This is a genomic window from Bradyrhizobium sp. USDA 4472 (genome assembly GCF_054058595.1).
In genome coordinates, this window is the sequence record NZ_JBSSAM010000001.1 from 7500274 (window position 1) to 7516936 (window position 16663).

At 60.1% G+C, this 16663-nt stretch carries 26 protein-coding genes; 16 read left to right on the plus strand and 10 right to left on the minus strand.

Annotated elements, in window-relative coordinates:
* Positions 1 to 51 precede the first annotated feature (51 nt).
* Complete coding sequence (locus ACVWZ4_RS35405) at positions 52 to 636, minus strand: TIGR03809 family protein (protein ID WP_456734539.1); 585 nt, start codon at positions 634 to 636, stop codon at positions 52 to 54.
* A 405-nt stretch (positions 637 to 1041) separates the two neighbouring features.
* Between ACVWZ4_RS35405 and ACVWZ4_RS35410 the strand changes: the two genes are divergently transcribed.
* From ACVWZ4_RS35410 to ACVWZ4_RS35485, 16 genes are all read left to right on the plus strand, one after another.
* Positions 1042 to 2079 (plus strand): hypothetical protein, encoded by a 1038-nt coding sequence (locus ACVWZ4_RS35410; protein ID WP_456790470.1) that lies wholly within the window; start codon positions 1042 to 1044, stop codon positions 2077 to 2079.
* Complete coding sequence (locus ACVWZ4_RS35415) at positions 2076 to 2579, plus strand: hypothetical protein (protein WP_456790471.1); 504 nt, start codon at positions 2076 to 2078, stop codon at positions 2577 to 2579. Before ACVWZ4_RS35410 ends, ACVWZ4_RS35415 begins: the two co-directional genes overlap by 4 nt.
* Entirely contained in the window at positions 2576 to 3043 is a 468-nt protein-coding gene (locus ACVWZ4_RS35420; RefSeq protein ID WP_456790472.1) for a hypothetical protein, read from the plus strand. Before ACVWZ4_RS35415 ends, ACVWZ4_RS35420 begins: the two co-directional genes overlap by 4 nt.
* A gap of 130 nt (positions 3044 to 3173) precedes the next feature.
* A complete protein-coding gene (locus tag ACVWZ4_RS35425) occupies positions 3174 to 3317 on the plus strand; it encodes a hypothetical protein (RefSeq protein WP_456790473.1) in 144 nt (47 codons plus the stop codon).
* Complete coding sequence (locus ACVWZ4_RS35430; protein ID WP_456790474.1) at positions 3314 to 3757, plus strand: hypothetical protein; 444 nt, start codon at positions 3314 to 3316, stop codon at positions 3755 to 3757. The genes ACVWZ4_RS35425 and ACVWZ4_RS35430 overlap by 4 nt, the downstream gene beginning before the upstream one ends.
* Positions 3754 to 4272, plus strand: a complete 519-nt coding sequence (locus ACVWZ4_RS35435; RefSeq protein WP_456790475.1) for a DNA N-6-adenine-methyltransferase — start codon at positions 3754 to 3756, stop codon at positions 4270 to 4272. The genes ACVWZ4_RS35430 and ACVWZ4_RS35435 overlap by 4 nt, the downstream gene beginning before the upstream one ends.
* Complete coding sequence (locus tag ACVWZ4_RS35440; RefSeq protein WP_456790476.1) at positions 4269 to 4481, plus strand: hypothetical protein; 213 nt, start codon at positions 4269 to 4271, stop codon at positions 4479 to 4481. Before ACVWZ4_RS35435 ends, ACVWZ4_RS35440 begins: the two co-directional genes overlap by 4 nt.
* On the plus strand, positions 4481 to 4738 hold the full coding sequence (locus ACVWZ4_RS35445) for a hypothetical protein (protein WP_456790477.1): 258 nt from the start codon (positions 4481 to 4483) through the stop codon (positions 4736 to 4738). The genes ACVWZ4_RS35440 and ACVWZ4_RS35445 overlap by 1 nt, the downstream gene beginning before the upstream one ends.
* Positions 4731 to 5210 (plus strand): hypothetical protein, encoded by a 480-nt coding sequence (locus tag ACVWZ4_RS35450; RefSeq protein ID WP_456790478.1) that lies wholly within the window; start codon positions 4731 to 4733, stop codon positions 5208 to 5210. The genes ACVWZ4_RS35445 and ACVWZ4_RS35450 overlap by 8 nt, the downstream gene beginning before the upstream one ends.
* Entirely contained in the window at positions 5200 to 5709 is a 510-nt protein-coding gene (locus tag ACVWZ4_RS35455; protein ID WP_456790479.1) for a twin-arginine translocation signal domain-containing protein, read from the plus strand. Before ACVWZ4_RS35450 ends, ACVWZ4_RS35455 begins: the two co-directional genes overlap by 11 nt.
* A 36-nt stretch (positions 5710 to 5745) precedes the next feature.
* Positions 5746 to 5997, plus strand: coding sequence for a hypothetical protein (locus ACVWZ4_RS35460; protein WP_456790480.1), 252 nt, complete (start codon positions 5746 to 5748; stop codon positions 5995 to 5997).
* Positions 5998 to 6016: 19 nt separating this feature from the next.
* A complete protein-coding gene (locus ACVWZ4_RS35465; RefSeq protein ID WP_456790481.1) occupies positions 6017 to 6211 on the plus strand; it encodes a hypothetical protein in 195 nt (64 codons plus the stop codon).
* 1 nt (position 6212) lies between these two features.
* Positions 6213 to 6401, plus strand: coding sequence for a hypothetical protein (locus tag ACVWZ4_RS35470; protein ID WP_456790482.1), 189 nt, complete (start codon positions 6213 to 6215; stop codon positions 6399 to 6401).
* 27 nt (positions 6402 to 6428) lie between these two features.
* Entirely contained in the window at positions 6429 to 6683 is a 255-nt protein-coding gene (locus ACVWZ4_RS35475; protein WP_456790483.1) for a transposase, read from the plus strand.
* Positions 6684 to 6881: 198 nt separating this feature from the next.
* Complete coding sequence (locus tag ACVWZ4_RS35480) at positions 6882 to 7067, plus strand: hypothetical protein (protein WP_456790484.1); 186 nt, start codon at positions 6882 to 6884, stop codon at positions 7065 to 7067.
* A gap of 17 nt (positions 7068 to 7084) precedes the next feature.
* Entirely contained in the window at positions 7085 to 7279 is a 195-nt protein-coding gene (locus ACVWZ4_RS35485; RefSeq protein ID WP_456790485.1) for a hypothetical protein, read from the plus strand.
* Positions 7280 to 8073: 794 nt separating this feature from the next.
* On the opposite strand, the gene ACVWZ4_RS35490 is transcribed toward ACVWZ4_RS35485, so the two are convergent.
* The 9 genes from ACVWZ4_RS35490 to ACVWZ4_RS35530 form a co-directional block, all read right to left on the minus strand.
* Complete coding sequence (locus ACVWZ4_RS35490; RefSeq protein WP_456790486.1) at positions 8074 to 9282, minus strand: SGNH/GDSL hydrolase family protein; 1209 nt, start codon at positions 9280 to 9282, stop codon at positions 8074 to 8076.
* A gap of 40 nt (positions 9283 to 9322) precedes the next feature.
* Complete coding sequence (locus ACVWZ4_RS35495; RefSeq protein WP_456790487.1) at positions 9323 to 9601, minus strand: hypothetical protein; 279 nt, start codon at positions 9599 to 9601, stop codon at positions 9323 to 9325.
* Positions 9602 to 9675: 74 nt separating this feature from the next.
* Positions 9676 to 10023 (minus strand): hypothetical protein, encoded by a 348-nt coding sequence (locus tag ACVWZ4_RS35500; protein ID WP_456790488.1) that lies wholly within the window; start codon positions 10021 to 10023, stop codon positions 9676 to 9678.
* A gap of 5 nt (positions 10024 to 10028) precedes the next feature.
* Entirely contained in the window at positions 10029 to 10487 is a 459-nt protein-coding gene (locus tag ACVWZ4_RS35505; protein WP_456790489.1) for a hypothetical protein, read from the minus strand.
* 2 nt (positions 10488 to 10489) lie between these two features.
* Positions 10490 to 10843, minus strand: coding sequence for a hypothetical protein (locus ACVWZ4_RS35510; RefSeq protein WP_456790490.1), 354 nt, complete (start codon positions 10841 to 10843; stop codon positions 10490 to 10492).
* 2 nt (positions 10844 to 10845) lie between these two features.
* Positions 10846 to 11436: a hypothetical protein gene (locus ACVWZ4_RS35515; RefSeq protein WP_456790491.1), complete on the minus strand. Its 591-nt coding sequence runs from the start codon at positions 11434 to 11436 to the stop codon at positions 10846 to 10848.
* A gap of 242 nt (positions 11437 to 11678) precedes the next feature.
* Positions 11679 to 12491: a hypothetical protein gene (locus ACVWZ4_RS35520; protein WP_456790492.1), complete on the minus strand. Its 813-nt coding sequence runs from the start codon at positions 12489 to 12491 to the stop codon at positions 11679 to 11681.
* A 39-nt stretch (positions 12492 to 12530) separates the two neighbouring features.
* Positions 12531 to 14297: a hypothetical protein gene (locus tag ACVWZ4_RS35525; protein WP_456790493.1), complete on the minus strand. Its 1767-nt coding sequence runs from the start codon at positions 14295 to 14297 to the stop codon at positions 12531 to 12533.
* A gap of 41 nt (positions 14298 to 14338) precedes the next feature.
* On the minus strand, positions 14339 to 16663 hold a 2325-nt coding region (locus ACVWZ4_RS35530; protein WP_456790494.1), incomplete at its 5' end, for a hypothetical protein.

A 16663-nucleotide genomic window follows, 5' to 3' on the forward strand; every position in this document is an offset into this window, starting at 1 on the left:
CCTCAGGATGCCGGAATGGAGAAGAGCGCGGCGGTCTCTGGAACGTTGAGCCTAGAACGCATTGCGCAGCAGCGGGTACTTTGCCTCGATGCCATCGAGACTGAAGGTGAATTCGACGACGCGTTCGGGGGCGGCGACGATGTTGTCAGCGGGGGGCGCGAAGGTCTGCAGGAACGCGACGATCGACTCCGCCGGCGCAGTCGGCGCCATTCGAGCTGGCGGCGCCATCGGGACGAGCGGTGCGATGGGCGCCTCGACGACATCTGCGAGCACGCCCGGCGTCGGCTCGAGCGTGACCGACACGGTGGTCTCGGGCGCGATGTGCACGGCCTTTGGCTGCACGGTCTGAGCCTGCTCGCGCGGAAGCACGCGCGGCATGGTCGCCGGCGACCAGCCGAATGCGGAGGTCACGCTCGCGGCAGCCGCGGCGACGTCCCCGCCACTCGCAAGCGCGCGCCAGGTCTGGACCGCACGCTTGGCTTCCTGAATGTTTTCAAGGAATGCGAGCTCGGAATGATAGCGGCGCCAGCGTCCGGTCTCGAACATTTCGGAGAGATGCTCCAGCCGCTGTTCGGCAAGAACGCACCAGCGTGCCGCAAGGTCGCGGTCAACAGCCGTGCTTTGGCGATGTGTCATAAACCAGCCCGTCAGGAGAAAATACGGACGCGACGCAACGCACACGAATCAATTTAGACGCGACGTGAATATTTTGTGGAAAAGTTTTGACTTGTCCAGCAACGCCACGGCTCTCGTCACGAAATACCGTAGTCGTGCGGAGTTCTCAGGGGTTTGCGAGTCAAGCTTCGAACAAGCATAGCGGGCTTGCCGCGTCCCGCGCCGGCCTTGCGACGACGACCGCAGCTGCGGCCTCAACCGCAGGCTGATCAGACCTGGCGCTTGCACATCGCGCTTCAAGACATCGGATGGGCCCAAATGAAAAGACCCGTCCGGGGGGAGTATAGCGAAACTGCATCTCAGCAAAATCCTCAAGAAATCCAACACTTAGATTTTTCGTGCCCTGACGATCAGGTCTCGAAAAGCATGAACGAGACCGGAACAGTTTCGGAAAGTGGCACACGATTGACACAGGCCGGTTCGCCGCCTGTTCACGGCCGCACGCTGGGCCAGCTCATCCACGAATACCGAACCGATCAGGTCTCACGCTATCGCAAGCTCAGGTACGCAACCCGCGTTAACCACGACAACCTGATGAACCGGATGGTCACCACCTATGGCGACCTGAAGCTCTCCGACATCAAGGCCAGGACCTTGGAGGAAATGCACCTCCGCTGGTCGAATGATGGCCGGACGCTGGCGACAGCTCACAGTTTCATGTCGAAGCTGCGGGCGCTCTGCGGCTACGGCGCCGGGATGCTGGACGATCCGGACTGCACCCGGATCTGCATCTCCATCAGCCAGCGGCGCGACCCGGCATCGGGTGAGCGGAACAACTCATTCCTGACCTTGGATCAGTGCGTCGCAATCCGGGAGAAGGCCCGACAGATTGGCTATTTCTCGATCGCCCTCGCCCAGGCCATCCAGTTTGACACCCTCCTCCGGCAGAAGGACTGCCTTGGCGAGTTGGTGCCGCTGAGCGAGCCCGGGGAAGGGATCGTCACCCTTGGTGACAAGAAATGGCAGCGCGGGATCACCTGGGAGGAGATCGGGCCTGATCTCGTCCTGAACCACGTCACCTCCAAAAAGCAGAAGCGGCTGATCCTGCCGCTAATTCATGCGCCCCAGGTAGTCGAAGAATTCAAGCACGTTCCGGACTGGCAGCACGATGCAGGTGGCCCGGTCATCATCTGCGAGCACACCTCCTATCCTTGGGACCCGTCAGACTTCCGCCGCCGTTGGCGCTCGATCGCTGATCTCTGCGGCGTGCCCAAGGAAGTCAAGAACATGCACTCCCGCTCCGGCGGGATCTCGGAAGGCATCAAGGCCGGCGTCCCGATCGAGTTCATGCGCCACGCGGCGAAGCACTCCGATGTGCAGATGACGGCGCACTATGACCGCAACGAACACGAAATTGCCGCGGAGGCATTACGCCGCCGGGCTGCTGCGAGGGCTGAAGCATGACTGACGAACGCCACGTATCTCTAAACCTCGATGGGGACAAGGTTGTGGGCACTGCACCTGCCCAAGGTGTAGCAGCCTCCGCGACCGAGTACGCATGGCTAATCGAAGCCGGGTGGAGCGGAACGGCTTCGGTCGAATATTGGTGCGGCTGTGTTGTGACCGGAGGCGGTGGCATTCAGCATGAATGGAGCTTTAGCCATTCCCGCGCTATCCGGTTCGCGCGGAAAGAAGACGCCAAGCGGATTGCCAACATTCTGATCGACGGCGAAGCCTACCGCATTGCCGAGCATGCGTGGGACACCGAGACGCCGCTGCCGTCCAGTCCTACGCAAGGTGTAGATAAGCGCTTGGCGGCAGCACTCCATGAGGCGTCAGTTTACGGGATCGGGGCCACTAGCGATTACAACCAGCGCGTCATTCTGGAAGCCGCTAAGGCACTAGCTGCGCAGTCTCCGGCAGAAACCAGCGGCCTATCCGACGCGGAACGGAGGAAGTCATGAGCGGCAGCGAAATCAAGACGTTGCCCGACTACCCCTCTAGCGAGGCGCGCGAAGTCGCCTCCGACGTATTGGCAGAACTCAGCACCAACACATGGGCGGATAGCGATAACTACACGGTGGCGCAGTATCTCGATGCATTTGCGTTGATGCGGCTAACCGATGCGGCGCGGTCTCCGGCAGCGGTCGAGCCTATTCAATGCGGCTCCGCAAGCCGCGACCCCACCGAGCAGCTTCGCGCCGCTTTGGCTGACATCGATATCGCAGCCTACAACGCCGCAAAAACGAGGATTGGCTGGGCTCTTGAAGCCTTGGACGTGACATCTGCCAACCGCCGTCCAACAGAACGCAAAATCGACAAGTGGCTGTCGGCAGCTCTGGAAGACCCCAACGTCTGCGAAGAGATGAAGGCCGATATCCGAGACTACTTCGAACACTCAGTTAAAAATACGGAGATCAAAACATGAAGCGTCAGAACAAGGTGTTGTTTTACGTGGGTTTGTTTCTTTTATGGACCTTGCCAGCATGGGTGCTCGCGGCTTTCGTATTCAGTTTAGATGACGGCAGTGGCCCTCTGCGAGTTTGGGGGTGCTGCCGATGACCAAATACGTGATTTTCCTCATCGCATCAGCCGGCCTCTTTCTGTGGCTCGATGGCTATCACGTCGTGCGCAAGCCAACACCGGATCAGCTGTACGGCTGCACTATCGAGCAACGGGCCCCGAATGGAGAGTGCCAATGACTAAGATCGAAAAGCAAGTCGGACACGTGCAAGAGTTTAACACTGCGGCGCAGGGCGAGATGGACACCATTGTCAGACTAATCCACAAGCATGTGGGCGTCCGGGATTTGTTCGGTGGCGCGCATGAACTGACGGGCGTTGGGAACGCCGCCGATGCGATCTTAGCTGCCTGTTCTCCAGCAGCGACCAGCGAGGTGAAGGACCTCGCCATCGCGACGGCGCAGCATGGTCTCGCGGAACTATTCGAGGAGAACGCCCAGCTTCGCGCTCAGGTCGAGAAACTGCACAAGTGCGCCTCGCTTCTGTTCCAGAACGCGGTCGGCTGCTGCGAAAACCACCACGGCCTCGACATCAAACTGAACGGCTATCCGGGCTGGCTGCGCGATATCGGCCGAGACATCGACAGCGCGCAGGTCTCATCGACGGATCGGCAAAAATGAGGCGCACGATCGCAGCCAGCGATAATCCGGCCGTGCTCGGCGGCGTCAAGGCGAAGAACAATGGCCGCTACAACGGCAACGGCCGTCATTGGGCGACGCCGCCGGAGGTTTTTGAGCCGCTGGATGAGGAGTTCAACTTCACGTTGGACCCGTGCTGCACGGCCGCAACAGCCAAATGTCCCAAATTCTTCACCGAGGCCGAGAACGGACTCGAGCAGTCGTGGGCTGACCACCGGGTATTCATGAACCCGCCTTATGGCGCTGAAATCTACGCCTGGACCCGCAAGGCTCGCGAGGAGGCCGCCAAGGGCGCGCTTGTGGTTGGGCTACTGCCAGCGTCCTGTGACCTAAAATGGTGGCACGAGGACGTCGTTGGCCACGCCGAGGTTCGATACATCCGCGGTCGCGTGCGCTTCCTGACTGATGGCCCCTACCGCGCGTCCGGCTTCTTCGCCAGTGTGATCGTCGTCTGGCGTCCACACACCTCCCCTGAACAGCGCCAGGAGGCGAAATGAGCAGGTTTACCGACAACGAGCTTTATTACCTGCGGTCGATCCTACGCAGCCTGGAACAGCTCAAGGAGCTTTCGGACGAGCAGGTGACATGGCTTGGCCCGTCGATCGGGTCCGAAGTCCTTGCCGACAACATCAACTGGCTCGACTGCCTGATCGACGCAGAGAGCCGGCCGCTGGTTTCTTCAACTGAACAGAAAGGCGCCGACTGATGGCGGGACTTTTCAAAGAACGCGCCCGGAAACCCGTCATCCCGACCGGATGCGGCGTCGCATTGCCCACGACAAAATACATCGATGGACAATGCTTCTACGTGCTCGAAGTTCGCGAGCCTTGGAATCCGGAGGGATATGACACCTATTCGATGCTTTTGACCGAGCAGGAAATGCTCGGCGCCATCGCGTCATGGGCGGATCATCTTGCACGCCACAGGCCGAAGCATTCTCCGCAGGAGAAAACACATGGCTGAGCTTAGCCAATGCCCGTTCTGCGGCGGGAAGCCGCTTCGCCTTTGCGGTCCAACATCTTGGATCGAATGCTCAGACTGCGTCGCTAAGACATCGCAATGCGCGACCATTGAAAAGGCTGAAGAGCTTTGGGGTCGAAGGATTGATCCGGCTGGCGAGATCAACCGTCTGCGCGAGCGCCTTGGCCCGAGGGGCCTTGAGGTCGTAGACATCGACGGCGCCGGCCACTACGTCAATGCAAAGGTAAAGACCGAGATCGAGCGGCTAAGAAAGCACCGTGATATTCTGGCTATGTCCTTGCGCCTGGCGACGCAAGATCAGAGCGCTGCTATTCTTGCCATTCTGAAGAAACACATCAAGCTCGATTGGTTAAACGCCAGCGACGGTCATCCGGAAATCGTCGGGCTGGATGAAGCTGCTGTCGCCATCTCACACCTTTCCCATGTGCAGCAAGGAGACCGCAATGGATCGTAGATCGCTCTTGAAGTCTGCCGCAGCCCTTTCGGCCGCAGCGGCGTTGCCGGCAGCCACATCGGCGCCGGCTGCGATTGCGGCTGACGCCGCGGTTCCCGCCGTGGTGGCGCCGCTCAAGGCCAACCCATACACGAACTACGTCTGGGAGTGGTTCGTCAGCCATGACGGCGAGACATACTATGAGGGGTTTCCGACCAAGGAAGAGGCCCTTCAGTACGCGCAACAGTGCGACTACAGCCTGATCGCCGAGTGTCACCAGCAGGACTTCCGACTAGATATCGACGGATATTGGCTGATCGATCACCTCAACGATGCCAATTGCGACTTGATCGGCGAAGGTGACGGGATAGAGGCCACCAACGAGCAGAGGCTCGATCTGGAAAAGATGGTCCAGAGCGCAATCGAGGCTTGGGTGGTCAAGCACAATATCAAGATTACCGCCTGGACGTTTGACGGGACGCAGAACGAAACCAACGTTCCGTTGCCGGCAGCGTCCTGATCCTTCACGATGAACAGATAAGCAAAGGAAACTGATATGCAATCTAGGGATTTCTGCTACTGGCTTCAGGGCTTCTTTGAAGTCGCCTCCATGGCCGCCGACAATAAGCCGGAAGTTATCGGTCTGACCTCCGCGCAGATTTCAATGATCCGCAACCACCTGAATCTCGTATTCGCGCACGAGATCGACCCCGCCATGGGGCCTAAAGAGCATCAGGATAAGCTCAACAAGATCCACGGTGCGACGAGCACTACCGTATTCCCCAATTCGCCTTTGATGCGCTGCTAGTCCAACCGGAGAACCAGCAATGCGCGAATTTATTACGATCTTCCTGCTGGCATGGCTGCCAGGGTTTCTTCTGACACTACTGCTCAACGTCGGAGGTCCGCCAACGATCGGGCTGGCGCTGCTACGGGCTACCGTGTGGCCTGTCTTCATCGCAACCGGGCGCCCCGAAGGCACCCGCATGGAAGCGCCCTGCAACGATGATCAATGTGGCTAAGATGAACGAATTGACCGAGGGCAGCCGAGTAACCACAAGGTACTTTGGCGGCTATGAAGCGGTGATCGTGAAGCAGGTTCACGAAAGCTATTGCGTAGTCGTCAGGTTCGGCGGCGCCGCAAGGAATCTGGATGGTGGCGAAGGAACAAGTATCCTTCCGATCGATCAGATCGAAAAAGTCACCTCATAGCCCACTACACATGGAATGGGAGCAGTTATGAAGCACTCAATCGACTACTGGAGTAATGAGCTGCCGAAGTGCCCTCATTGCGACAAGGATTTTCAGGTGTGGTCCTATGACCATCCTGTCGAGCTAAACTATGAGGACGGCGGCAGGACGATGTTTGAGTGCGATTCCTGCGGTAACGAGTTCGCTTGCGTGACCAACGTGAAGTACACTTTCTCTACCGCAGTCTCTGACGACGCTGCGGACGATGAGGAGTGGGGACCACAAGAGGCGACAGCCGCCTAATCCTTGGAAGAATGCTATGACGTGGAGCGTCTACATCAGGGGCAAAGACCCCGAGCTCGACAAGATCGTTAGCCGGCGCTTTGGCAGCCGGCATGAGAAGCCGTGCAATAATCCGAATGTCCTGACTTGCGCGGTCTGGGAATGTCAAAAGGCAGATTGCTGCCAGCGCTGGCCGCAGCATCCGAATGGAGACAAAACATGAGCAGGTTCGGAGCCGGCGTGACGATCTGGTTTGTCGGTGCCTACTTCGTGCTTAGCGGCGGCCCCAGCGCGCCCGTTACACATATCGACGTGGTGTTAGGGTGCATTCTTGCTTTTGCGTCATGGGCAGGCGATGCCATCGTTCATCGCATCGAACGCCGCCGCGCAGCACGCCGCACCTGAGCAGGGAGAGGACCGCCATGGAAGAGATTGAGGCGATGATGGCCGATCTGGCTAAGAGATTTGGTCAGGATGGGATGCGAGCAATCGCGACCCTGATGTACAATCTCGGAAGCGACGCGACCATTTCGTTGCCCGACGACACCTACCTGCCATGCGACTTCCTGATGCAGATGGCGTGGGCGAACGGCGGTCAGCCCGTCGCGTCTGAATAGAGTTGCGGATGCCACTCCCAATCGCACCCACCGACCCGTTATGCTTCTACCATGTGGACGGTTGGCGAAGCCGTGCTGGAATGGCCAGCAGCTCGCCCGGTGGCGCTAATATGGTTGTAGGGGACGGGGCTGCTTGGTGCGAGCTGAAGGCCCCCTTTGTGGCATCCGCAGCCGTCATCATCTAAATAGAATGTGCCGACATGCTGACTAGTTGGCGAAAGAGGAGAGAAGTTGCGGCGTTCTATGCCGCCAAGGGGAAAGGCGTTCCTATCCCTTATTCCGGCCGCAATCGCTTCAAGCCTGGACCCAAATGGTTTGATGACATGCCGGGAAACTGGTTCTACCGCTGGAAGTCGAAGAACCGCACCAAGTTGAGCAACCGAGATCGTAGCCGCATGGGCGACACAGATGGAATCACTTAAGCCATGAGATTCCGCCAGCGATGGCGGTACGAGGCGAGCGTTTCGGTTGGGTGCGCCTAAGTCCCGAATTGGTAGGGAGTCCCAGACCGGGAATGGGCGGCAGGAATGCCGTCAAACCGATGACAGCCGGGAAAGACCGGCACCTTTTCTCACTCCCTGAGTGTGTGGACGTCTGTCCGTTAACCATTGCCGACCCGGCGTAGATCGGGCTACAAGGCACCTTGTTTTAAAAGGTGTCATCTCGATGGATTTAGTTTTCCAGTTACTGCTCGCGGCAGCTATCTTGGGGGTTCTCATTTGGGCTTTCAGCAGCGGGGCAAAAAACCTTAAGCCTGAAGACTTCGATCGAAAGCCGGGCGACTGGTAGTTGATCTACCGATGGAAAGTGGCCGGCGTGATGATCCCGGAGTTCTTGATCGCAAGATACTGTGCGGCGCTCTGATGCGTTCCGTCTACCGTGATCGCAGGCGTCGCACCGATCCAGTATCCCGTATCAGTAGGATATTCCGACACCGGCGCAATGTCGAAACAGGCGAACCCGGACAGCGCGCCTGTCCGCCTTGTCGTATTTACGGAGACACGAGCGGCATCATTGCCCATCTTGGTCTGGTTGTTCGGCGTTCCGCCAGAGGCAATCGTTGGCGTCACCCAGCTATCGGTCGATGTCGTCTTCGGCGCCAAGGTAACAGTCACCCACTGTTTTGTTGGTGCTAGCGCCCGCATTGTTGCGAAGTCTGTGTTAACCTGAAGAGCGGTGCGACTGTTGTTCAGGTCGTTGATGCCATAATTCGTCAGGAACCCGGAGGCGTATTGGAATAGCGCCGAGCGCATCGAATTGCTCGCCGCAAGCCACTGCACCCGATCACCTGAGATGCCGAAATTAGCGTAGTTGAGAGACGGGCCGATTGATCGCGCCAATTCGCCGGTATCCCCAGCAGAGTCAATAACGTCGCCTTCGCCCATGCTGCGGCTATCACCCGGCAGAATAAGGCTTGGTTTCGTGGTCTGGCCGATAATCATGCACGGCCCGTAGGATTGGAGCGCGCTACGGTTGTCGGTGATGGCTCCCGGTGCGCTCGGAACACCCGCCGGTCCTGCACCATTCGAGTTGCAAGCCTCTCCATCCGAGGTATCGAGGTGCTTGCTACCGCCAACGGTGATATTTACGAACAACCACGGGAAGTTCGGGACATAGGTCCACGTATAGAACTTCGCGCCAGCGGGGATTGTCACCGCGCAGGCGTCGCTTACCCCCGACGTTCCGCTGGCGATGTTCGACGTGTTCGAACCGCCGAAGGTGACCTGAGTATAGGTTCCGATTGGATATTCAATCCAAGCATTCAGAGCTAACGTCGTGCCGGAGCCTGTCTCAGCGCCTGTGCCTCCCGACGCATTGACATACCAATTTGGATAAACAAGTTGCGCGCTGCTGAAGCCCGTCCGCGTATAGTGCCGCTTTCTGGTCATCGTGTAGCGACCCGCACCGGCGATGGCATTCGGAATATAGGTGCTGGTCGCGATAATGCCGAGGTAGCTTTTCACACCCCCAAGGAGTGTGATGATCTGTTGGGAGGCGCGCATTAGCGGACCCTCAGAATGATGATCCTGACCGACGGTCGCATCACTGATCCTCGACGATCGACACGAGGTCGCCGTCGATCGCGGTGATGCCGGAAAGCGTGAGCTGATAGGTGCCGCTGGGGAGATGGATTTCGTTGTAGCCGTCGGCGGATTGCGCCGTGAGCACCGTGACCAGGTTACCCGCCGGCGTCTGACGCTGAAGCGTAGCCGTGCCCCATGTCGTCGCGTGGAGGGTCAGGCCATAGGCACCCCCGCGCAGGGTGAAGGTGGCCGGCGTCGAGTTGCCGCTGAAGGTGACCTTGCTGACGCCGTTGTGCATCTCGAAGCCCTCGAAATCCTGTGAGTTTCGAGGACGGTAGAAAGGGGCCGGAACCCCAACAACGCACCCGTGGGCTACTGTTTCCGGCTCTGGATGAGCTGCTTCAGATCGCGCATATCCTCGCGGTATTCCTCGCGGAAGTCGACAAAATCGTCCTTCGGCAGGAAGCGGCGCTCGGCGTTGAGCTCGACGTCATTGATCTTCTGGCGCAGGCCCTTCAGGGTCTCGTCAAATGACTCTCGGGCTCCCTCAACCTTCTGCTCGATCCGGGTCTCACTCGCCACGATGGCCTCCTGAAAGTGTAGTTTCAGTCGCCCCTCGATCCTCCCCAAGCGCCAGCCGCCCGCGAAGATCCCGCCCGCCGCTCCGAACAGCACCCCCAGGATTGCGGCGATCGCGTGTGCCCATTCCAAACCTGCCATTGCCCCTACCGCTTTATGATCCTGGAGAGAGAGTCAGCCGCCCATCCAGCGGCCGGCCCGACGCGCGTCAGGATTGCCGGAGCTCCAAGGCAGAGTGCGATCAACGCATAGGCCCAATTCACGGTCGCTCCAGAGGTCGCATACTTCTGCACGAAGCCGAACGTGACCATGAACGGGATTACAAACTGATGCCACACCAGCACAAAAAGCTGACTGTAAAGCACGATGGCCCAGCCGTGCTGCATCACCGGGCTCTGGCCGGTCGATTGCCAAAACGAGGTGTAGGTCTTGGTGATGCTGTCCAGCAGGGCTGTGTCGAGGTTCGAGAACGCCGTCAGCATGGCTTCCTTCACCGCGGCCGCGAGTTGCGCCTCGCTGATCTTGCCCTGGATATAATCGTGGAAGATGTCCTTGAGCGGCGCCAGCAAGCCGGGCAGGACCGCCTCGATGATGCCGGCCCACATGGCTATTTCCCGATCGAGCGCAGGCGGGACGCGATCGTGAAGCCCGAGACCACCATGAGGAAATAGCCCATGTACTTCGGATCGGCATGAAGGAAATCCGAAACCTGCTGCTTGAGGTTGGGATCGCCCAGCGTGGCGGCGATATTGTCGAGTTGATTGAGCAGCCCGGCAACGACCATCAGAACGTATTGCCACGCCATCGTCAGCGACTTGCCGCACAGGGCCCAGATCTTCGCCCAGAAGCCGTCAGCCTCCTGGTAGAACTGCTTGAATGCCGGATAGGCGGCCAGCCGCGGCCGCAGGAACATTAGATAAACGGCCACGAGGCCGGGCAGCACGAGAATAGCGGTCCACATGGCTATTTCCTTTTGATCCAAATGATGAGGGCGGCGACGGCCGCGATCGAGAAGACGGCAGCGGCGATCATGGGCGCGCTGGCATAGTGCGCGCCGGCGGCCGCAACCGTGCCGACGGCGATCACGGCGCCGGCGGTCTTGCCTGCGTTGGCGTTCTTGAAGACGCGGCGCTGCGCCTCGATCCAGTCGGCATCCGGCGCAGGATAGGTCTTGCCAGCTTCGTGCCCGGCCTGGGCCTTCAGGAAGGCGATCCCCTTCGGGCTCTGCCAAAACACATCATCCATGATGGTGTCGCGCGTCATGCCGGGCACGCGCGCGAGGACGAAGCGGATATAGCTTTCGGTTTGGTTGTGGCCGGCCCAGACCGCGATAGCCTGGTCGAACCGCTTATTGCGGTAGTTCGGCGAGGTGCGCCAGAGGTCGAGCTGCGCGCAGATGCCGGAGACGTAGTCGGGGAACACCGCAATATTGTTGCCCTGACCGAGGCCGTCGTTCAGATCGACGGTGCCGGTCGAGCCCCATTTCTTGGCGATCTTGTTGCCCCTGCCCCACATGGCGCCGGGGTTCTTGTAACGAATTGATGCCGGCTCCATGACGCGCTCCGTTTTCGGAGGGACCATGGCCGCTGTGACGGTTGGGCAACAACGCACCACTACCGAGGCTTGCAGAGCAACCTTGAAATGCTACTGTCAGTGGCCCTTACCGAGGCTCATAAACATGCGCGAAGCTCTACCCGGCATGGCCCTGTTGGTCGTGTTGGCCTCTCTGATTGCCGTCTTTGGTGTCCTAGCAAATCCGGACTCGTCCCCCGCCATTTTGCGAGAACTGACTTCCTCTATGCAGCTACGATCCGCCCCCTGATGGCAAAGAGATCTGCCGGGGCGTAGCGCTGGAATTGCGGCGCGACGTCGAAGTCCGGCAGCGGCCCCGGTTCGCTTTTCTCTTCCAGGATCGTAAATCCGGCCTCACGGAACAGATTCAGATAGTCGCTATGCCGGAGCCTGTTGACGTACTGTTTGCCGCTGTTGAACGGCTTCCATGCCTCGTCCGAGTAGCGCAGGAAGTTCAGCCGCGAGACAGTCTTGTCCGACCGCGCATAGTGATCGCTGTAGTCGATCGAATGGGTCGTGATCCCACGCGTGGTGGCCCGCAGGCCCTTGAGAAGCGTGACAAGTTGATCCGGCGGGACATGCTCCAGCACCTCATTCGAGCAGGAACAATCCACAGTAATATCGCCCGGAGCGACATAATGCGGGGCGAGATAGCGAACGCCGAACCTGCACAGGTCATCCCATGTCGGAAAGTGGACCTGTCCGGCAAGGATTCGATTGGCCGCGTGCTGGACGAGATCAAGCCTTGCCAGGCGCTCGACGTCACTGGCTATCACTTCGCTCACGCCGAGTCGCCGTAGCGCCAACGGGACGGCTAGGTCGCGACCCGCACCAACCTCAATCACGGTAGCCGGCGTTCCGCCTGCGTGCCGAGCATAATCCTCGATTATGCGGCGGGCTATTCCGGCCAATGCATCAAGCGTTTGCGGCCGACGCGGCCAGTTGCGCGTCACATGTCGTTGCAGGAAATAATGAGCATGAGCCCCACCGGGGAGGTCCAAAACTCGAAATGCCAATGCTTTCAGCCGCCAGTCCATGGCGGCGCAACTTATAGGGACACAACCCGTAAGACAAGGCTACGGGTTGAAGGAAATCCAGCCGTTCACCGGCTTGGCGTCAGCGGAGCGGGAGGTGCCGCCGGGCTGGCCGTCCTGCACCAGGTTGGTCGAGCAGCCGTTCTTCTGCGAATTGAATAGCGCGAAGTTGCCGACGGTGTTGGTGCTGGCTAGGTTCACGAAGTTCGTACACCCGGTGCCACCGGTCGAGTTGAACAAAACCAGCGAATGGTTCGCCGTCGTCAGATTGATGAACAGCGGCGTTCCTACGCCCTCCGAATGATAATTGTCGAGCGTGATGACGCCGCCAAGCGCGTTGATGCCTGTCGCACTCGGCGCGGCAGACGATTCCACGATCGTGTCGATCAGATGTATCAGCGTCGTGCCGTAATTGATCCTGATCCCTTCGGATGAAGGGCTAGTTGCCAGCGTGCAGAATAGCCCCTTGATGTAAAGGGCAGCAGCGCCGCCATATCCCGTCTCAAGATCCAGGCATCCCTTCGGGCCGGGATAGATGGCGACGTTATTGATCAGCTCGCCCTGCTGCGCGCAGTTCGTGTACAGCGCGTAGATTTGCGACGTCCCGACAGCCGAGTATGAGACCGAAATATCGATGTCCGAGATGCGGTTGCCGAAGCACGCAACATGGGCGTTGGTATCGCCGATGGTGATGAAGTTGTTGCTACCTGGAAACGCGGCACAGCCATGAATGCCTGAGTTGACGAGGCCTTGGCCCTGCAACTGCGTCGAATTCCACATTTGCAAGCCGGAACTGCAAATCATCGCGACGCCATTCGGCATCAAAACCTTGGTGCCAGCCGAATTGCCAGCCCCTCCAGACGTTAGCGTCGTCACGGAATAGGAGGCAAAATTGAAGGCCGCCTGAAGCTGGTTAATGTTATCGGTCGCTGACCCATCCGTCCCAAGCCAATCCATCTTCACGCCGAACTGGCGGGGATCGATGAAGTTCTCGGGAATGTACTGCCAATGGTTTCCGGCCGAGTCCGTGAAGCTGCCATATACCGTGGTCAGGCAGTTGACGGTAATCGAAAAGCCAGAGCCCGTGCCTCCGATGTTGCCGGCCCCGGTCGTCAACACATCGCCATTGGAATAGCCAAAGCCGCCTGCATTGAAGATTTTCAGAACGTTCGTGACGGCGCCGCCGGAAACCGTGATGTTGGCGTAGAAGGCAGACCCCGTCCCGCCGGTCAGCGAGACAAAGGTATACGTTCCGTTCGTGTAGCCCGAGCCGCCGGCAAGCGTATAGCCGCAGATATGCTGATCGAGGAACGGCGTGGTGCCGACATTCTTGAACCGCGCGCCGCCGCCGTCACCGACTGCTGCATAACCGTTCGTCCGAACGAACGCATAGGCGGAAAGATCCTGCGCGGCCGCCGCAGCGCGCGTCGAGATGGAGACCGCGCAATTCGCGCAGCTAACATTTCCGGTGGTCGAGCTCGCAACGATCGGCGCAGTCGCATTGTCGACCACGGTTCCGGACGTATTCGGCCACTGGATCGTTGGCGTTCCCGCGACCGCCTGCGCCTTCACGGTTGCTGTGCCGCTGCTCGATCCGGCGTAAAGCACCGACGACGTGTTCAGCGTCGGGATCGTCGGGTTGCTCGCAAGCAAGGTCGCGAGCAACTGCGAGAACGGGATCGCCTGCGCCGGGCCGGTGCCGGCCAGCGTGCGGCCGATCACGGTGCCGCTGGGAACGGTGGGGAATTGCTGCGCGGCGGCAACCGTCGGCAGCAGGGCGATCAGAGCGGCTATAAGGATCTTGCGCATGACCGGGATTGTCCCGGCCGCCACGTTTCCAACAACGCACCCTATTTGCGGGCGCGCTCGAACCTCTGCTTCTGTTCGTCGGTGGCATGCAGGTAGAAATCCTGCACCGCGCGCGGGCTCATACGCAGAGCCGGGTTGAGTGTGGTCTTGATGTACCAGCGCTGGAGGCCCTGCGGGATGTCGAGCTCGGTCATGGCGCTGATCGCGCCGTCCACGTCGCCGCGTTTGATTTGGCGGCGGATGTCCGGCAGGGCCTGATTGACGGCGAATTCATGCCGCGACTTCGCGTCATACATCTCGCCGACGGCGGGGCCGCCCGGCGCGCCCTTCGAGAACGTCACGCCGGCGAAGGGCCCGAAGGCCTGTGCCAAGTTCACGAATTTGTCGCCCTCGCCCTTCACCAGATCGGAGAACGCGGAAATCTGCCCGACCGGAAGCTGGGACGCGATCAGGTGCTTGGCAATGGCTCCGATCACCCCGGCGCGCTCGCTCAAGGTCTCGGCGTTCGGATCGTACAGCTTCCGGCCGAAGCCGGCATCGTTGGAATAGATCTGGAGCAGCGGGCGCGCGAGGGTGCCTTCCTTCTTGCGCAGCATGTCAATCGGCCCGTCGAAATACCCAGCAAATTCGTCACCGATCTTGCCGACCGGGTTGCGCGCGTAGATCGCCGTGCCGTCCTTTGCTGTGCCGATCATGACACGGTTCTGCCGGCCGGGCTCATTGTCCGCAGTGGCGCTGAGCTTGCCGGGAATGCTGGAAATCCACAGCGGGTTCAGAAGCGAGAGAGGATGCGCCGCGCCATCATTGACCACGTCGCGCAGCCGCCGCAGGTATGCATGGCCCTCCTCCGACCATCCGCCCTGCCCAAGCATGACGTGGAAAGCGCTCTGCAAGATCGAATTGCCGGCATACATCAGGGCGATGTCCAGCGTGACGACGGAGATTGCTTTCCGGCGCGCGACAGCGGCGGCCGACGTCTTGGCGTTCTCGGCGATCTCGGCTGCTCCCTCGATCGATCCGGCCCGGAACCCTGCATCGCGTTCGATCTGCGCCAGCACGTCTTTGGGCAACCCGGTCAGCATGTCCTTCATGACGCCGAGGTTGCCCAGCGTGAAGGACCGCGAGAAAAGCATGGTGTTGGCGACTTTCGTTGCCATCTCGCTCATGGCTTCCTTCGGCAGCGCGCCGGCGTAGCGGTTGGCATAGTGCGCCGCAATGCGCGACGCTGTCTGCCGATCCATGCCCTTGCCGATGAGGTCACCGCGGATGTTGACGTAAAGGCCAGCCTGAAGGTCCGCGACCTTGTCCCACAGCAGCGTGTTGTGCCAGAAGTCGCCGGCCTTATCGATCGCCTGCTTCACGGCGGTACCGGCAGCCTCATCGAATAGGCCCGGCACCAGCGCGAGAGCCTTGGCGGTGATGGAGCGCCCCGGCGTCAGGTCCGGCGTCTCCATCATCGAGTTGATGTCCTGATTAAAGAACCGCTTTCCAATCGGCACGAGACCAGCGTCGATGGCCTCGTGCATCACGGCCGGATCGTTCTTCGCCCGGAAGCCGTCAGCATAGACCTTGATGCGAACCGGAGACAGGACGCCGCCGTCACCAACGACCGGCGTCATCATCCGGATCGGCATCGCCGGCAGCGCGCGGCCGAACTCCACCAGGTTGTGGATCATGGGCGAGTTCATGATCAGGCCCATGGTCTTGCCCTTCAGCGCCATCATGCCTCTGTAGGCCGCGCCGGACTTCTCCCACATGGCCGCGCGCAACGGGCCCGCGAAATCTCCCCGGACATAGATCGGGACCTGCTCGAACACGGCATTGCCGGCGCTGTCCTTGACAGCTTCGATCTTGCCGTCGACCTCGGCGAACTTCGGCCGCCAGGTCTTGAAGGACGGATGGTCAACCGTGAACCAGGACTTGTCCGGCTGGAAGCCCTCCGCGACCGTGTCGTCGCCAGTGCGCTTGCCGACGTCCTTGATGTTCTCGATCAGGGTCCGGCCGGCGATCGCATCTTCCATCTGCTTGGTCGCGAGGTTGACCGCGCGGATGTCGCGCACGACCTTGACCTGGCCGACGGCGTCCGCGATCTCCTCCGGGGTCTTGCCCTGCTTCTCCAGTGCGGCCGAAACCTTGGCCCGGATCGCCTTTTCGGTGTCTTCGAGCTCGAGATGCTTGCGCTGCTTGGCGAAGGGGGTCTTTGACCGCAGGTCGTAGCCGATCGCGGTCAGGGATAGGTTTCCCTCCGTCGCCGCATCGAGCCCCTTGGGGATGCCGACCACCATGCGGGGATAGTGCATGGGGATGCCCTCGCCTTCCCACATGCCGAGATCGCGGCCGCGCGCCCAGGCGAGCTGCTGGCGCTC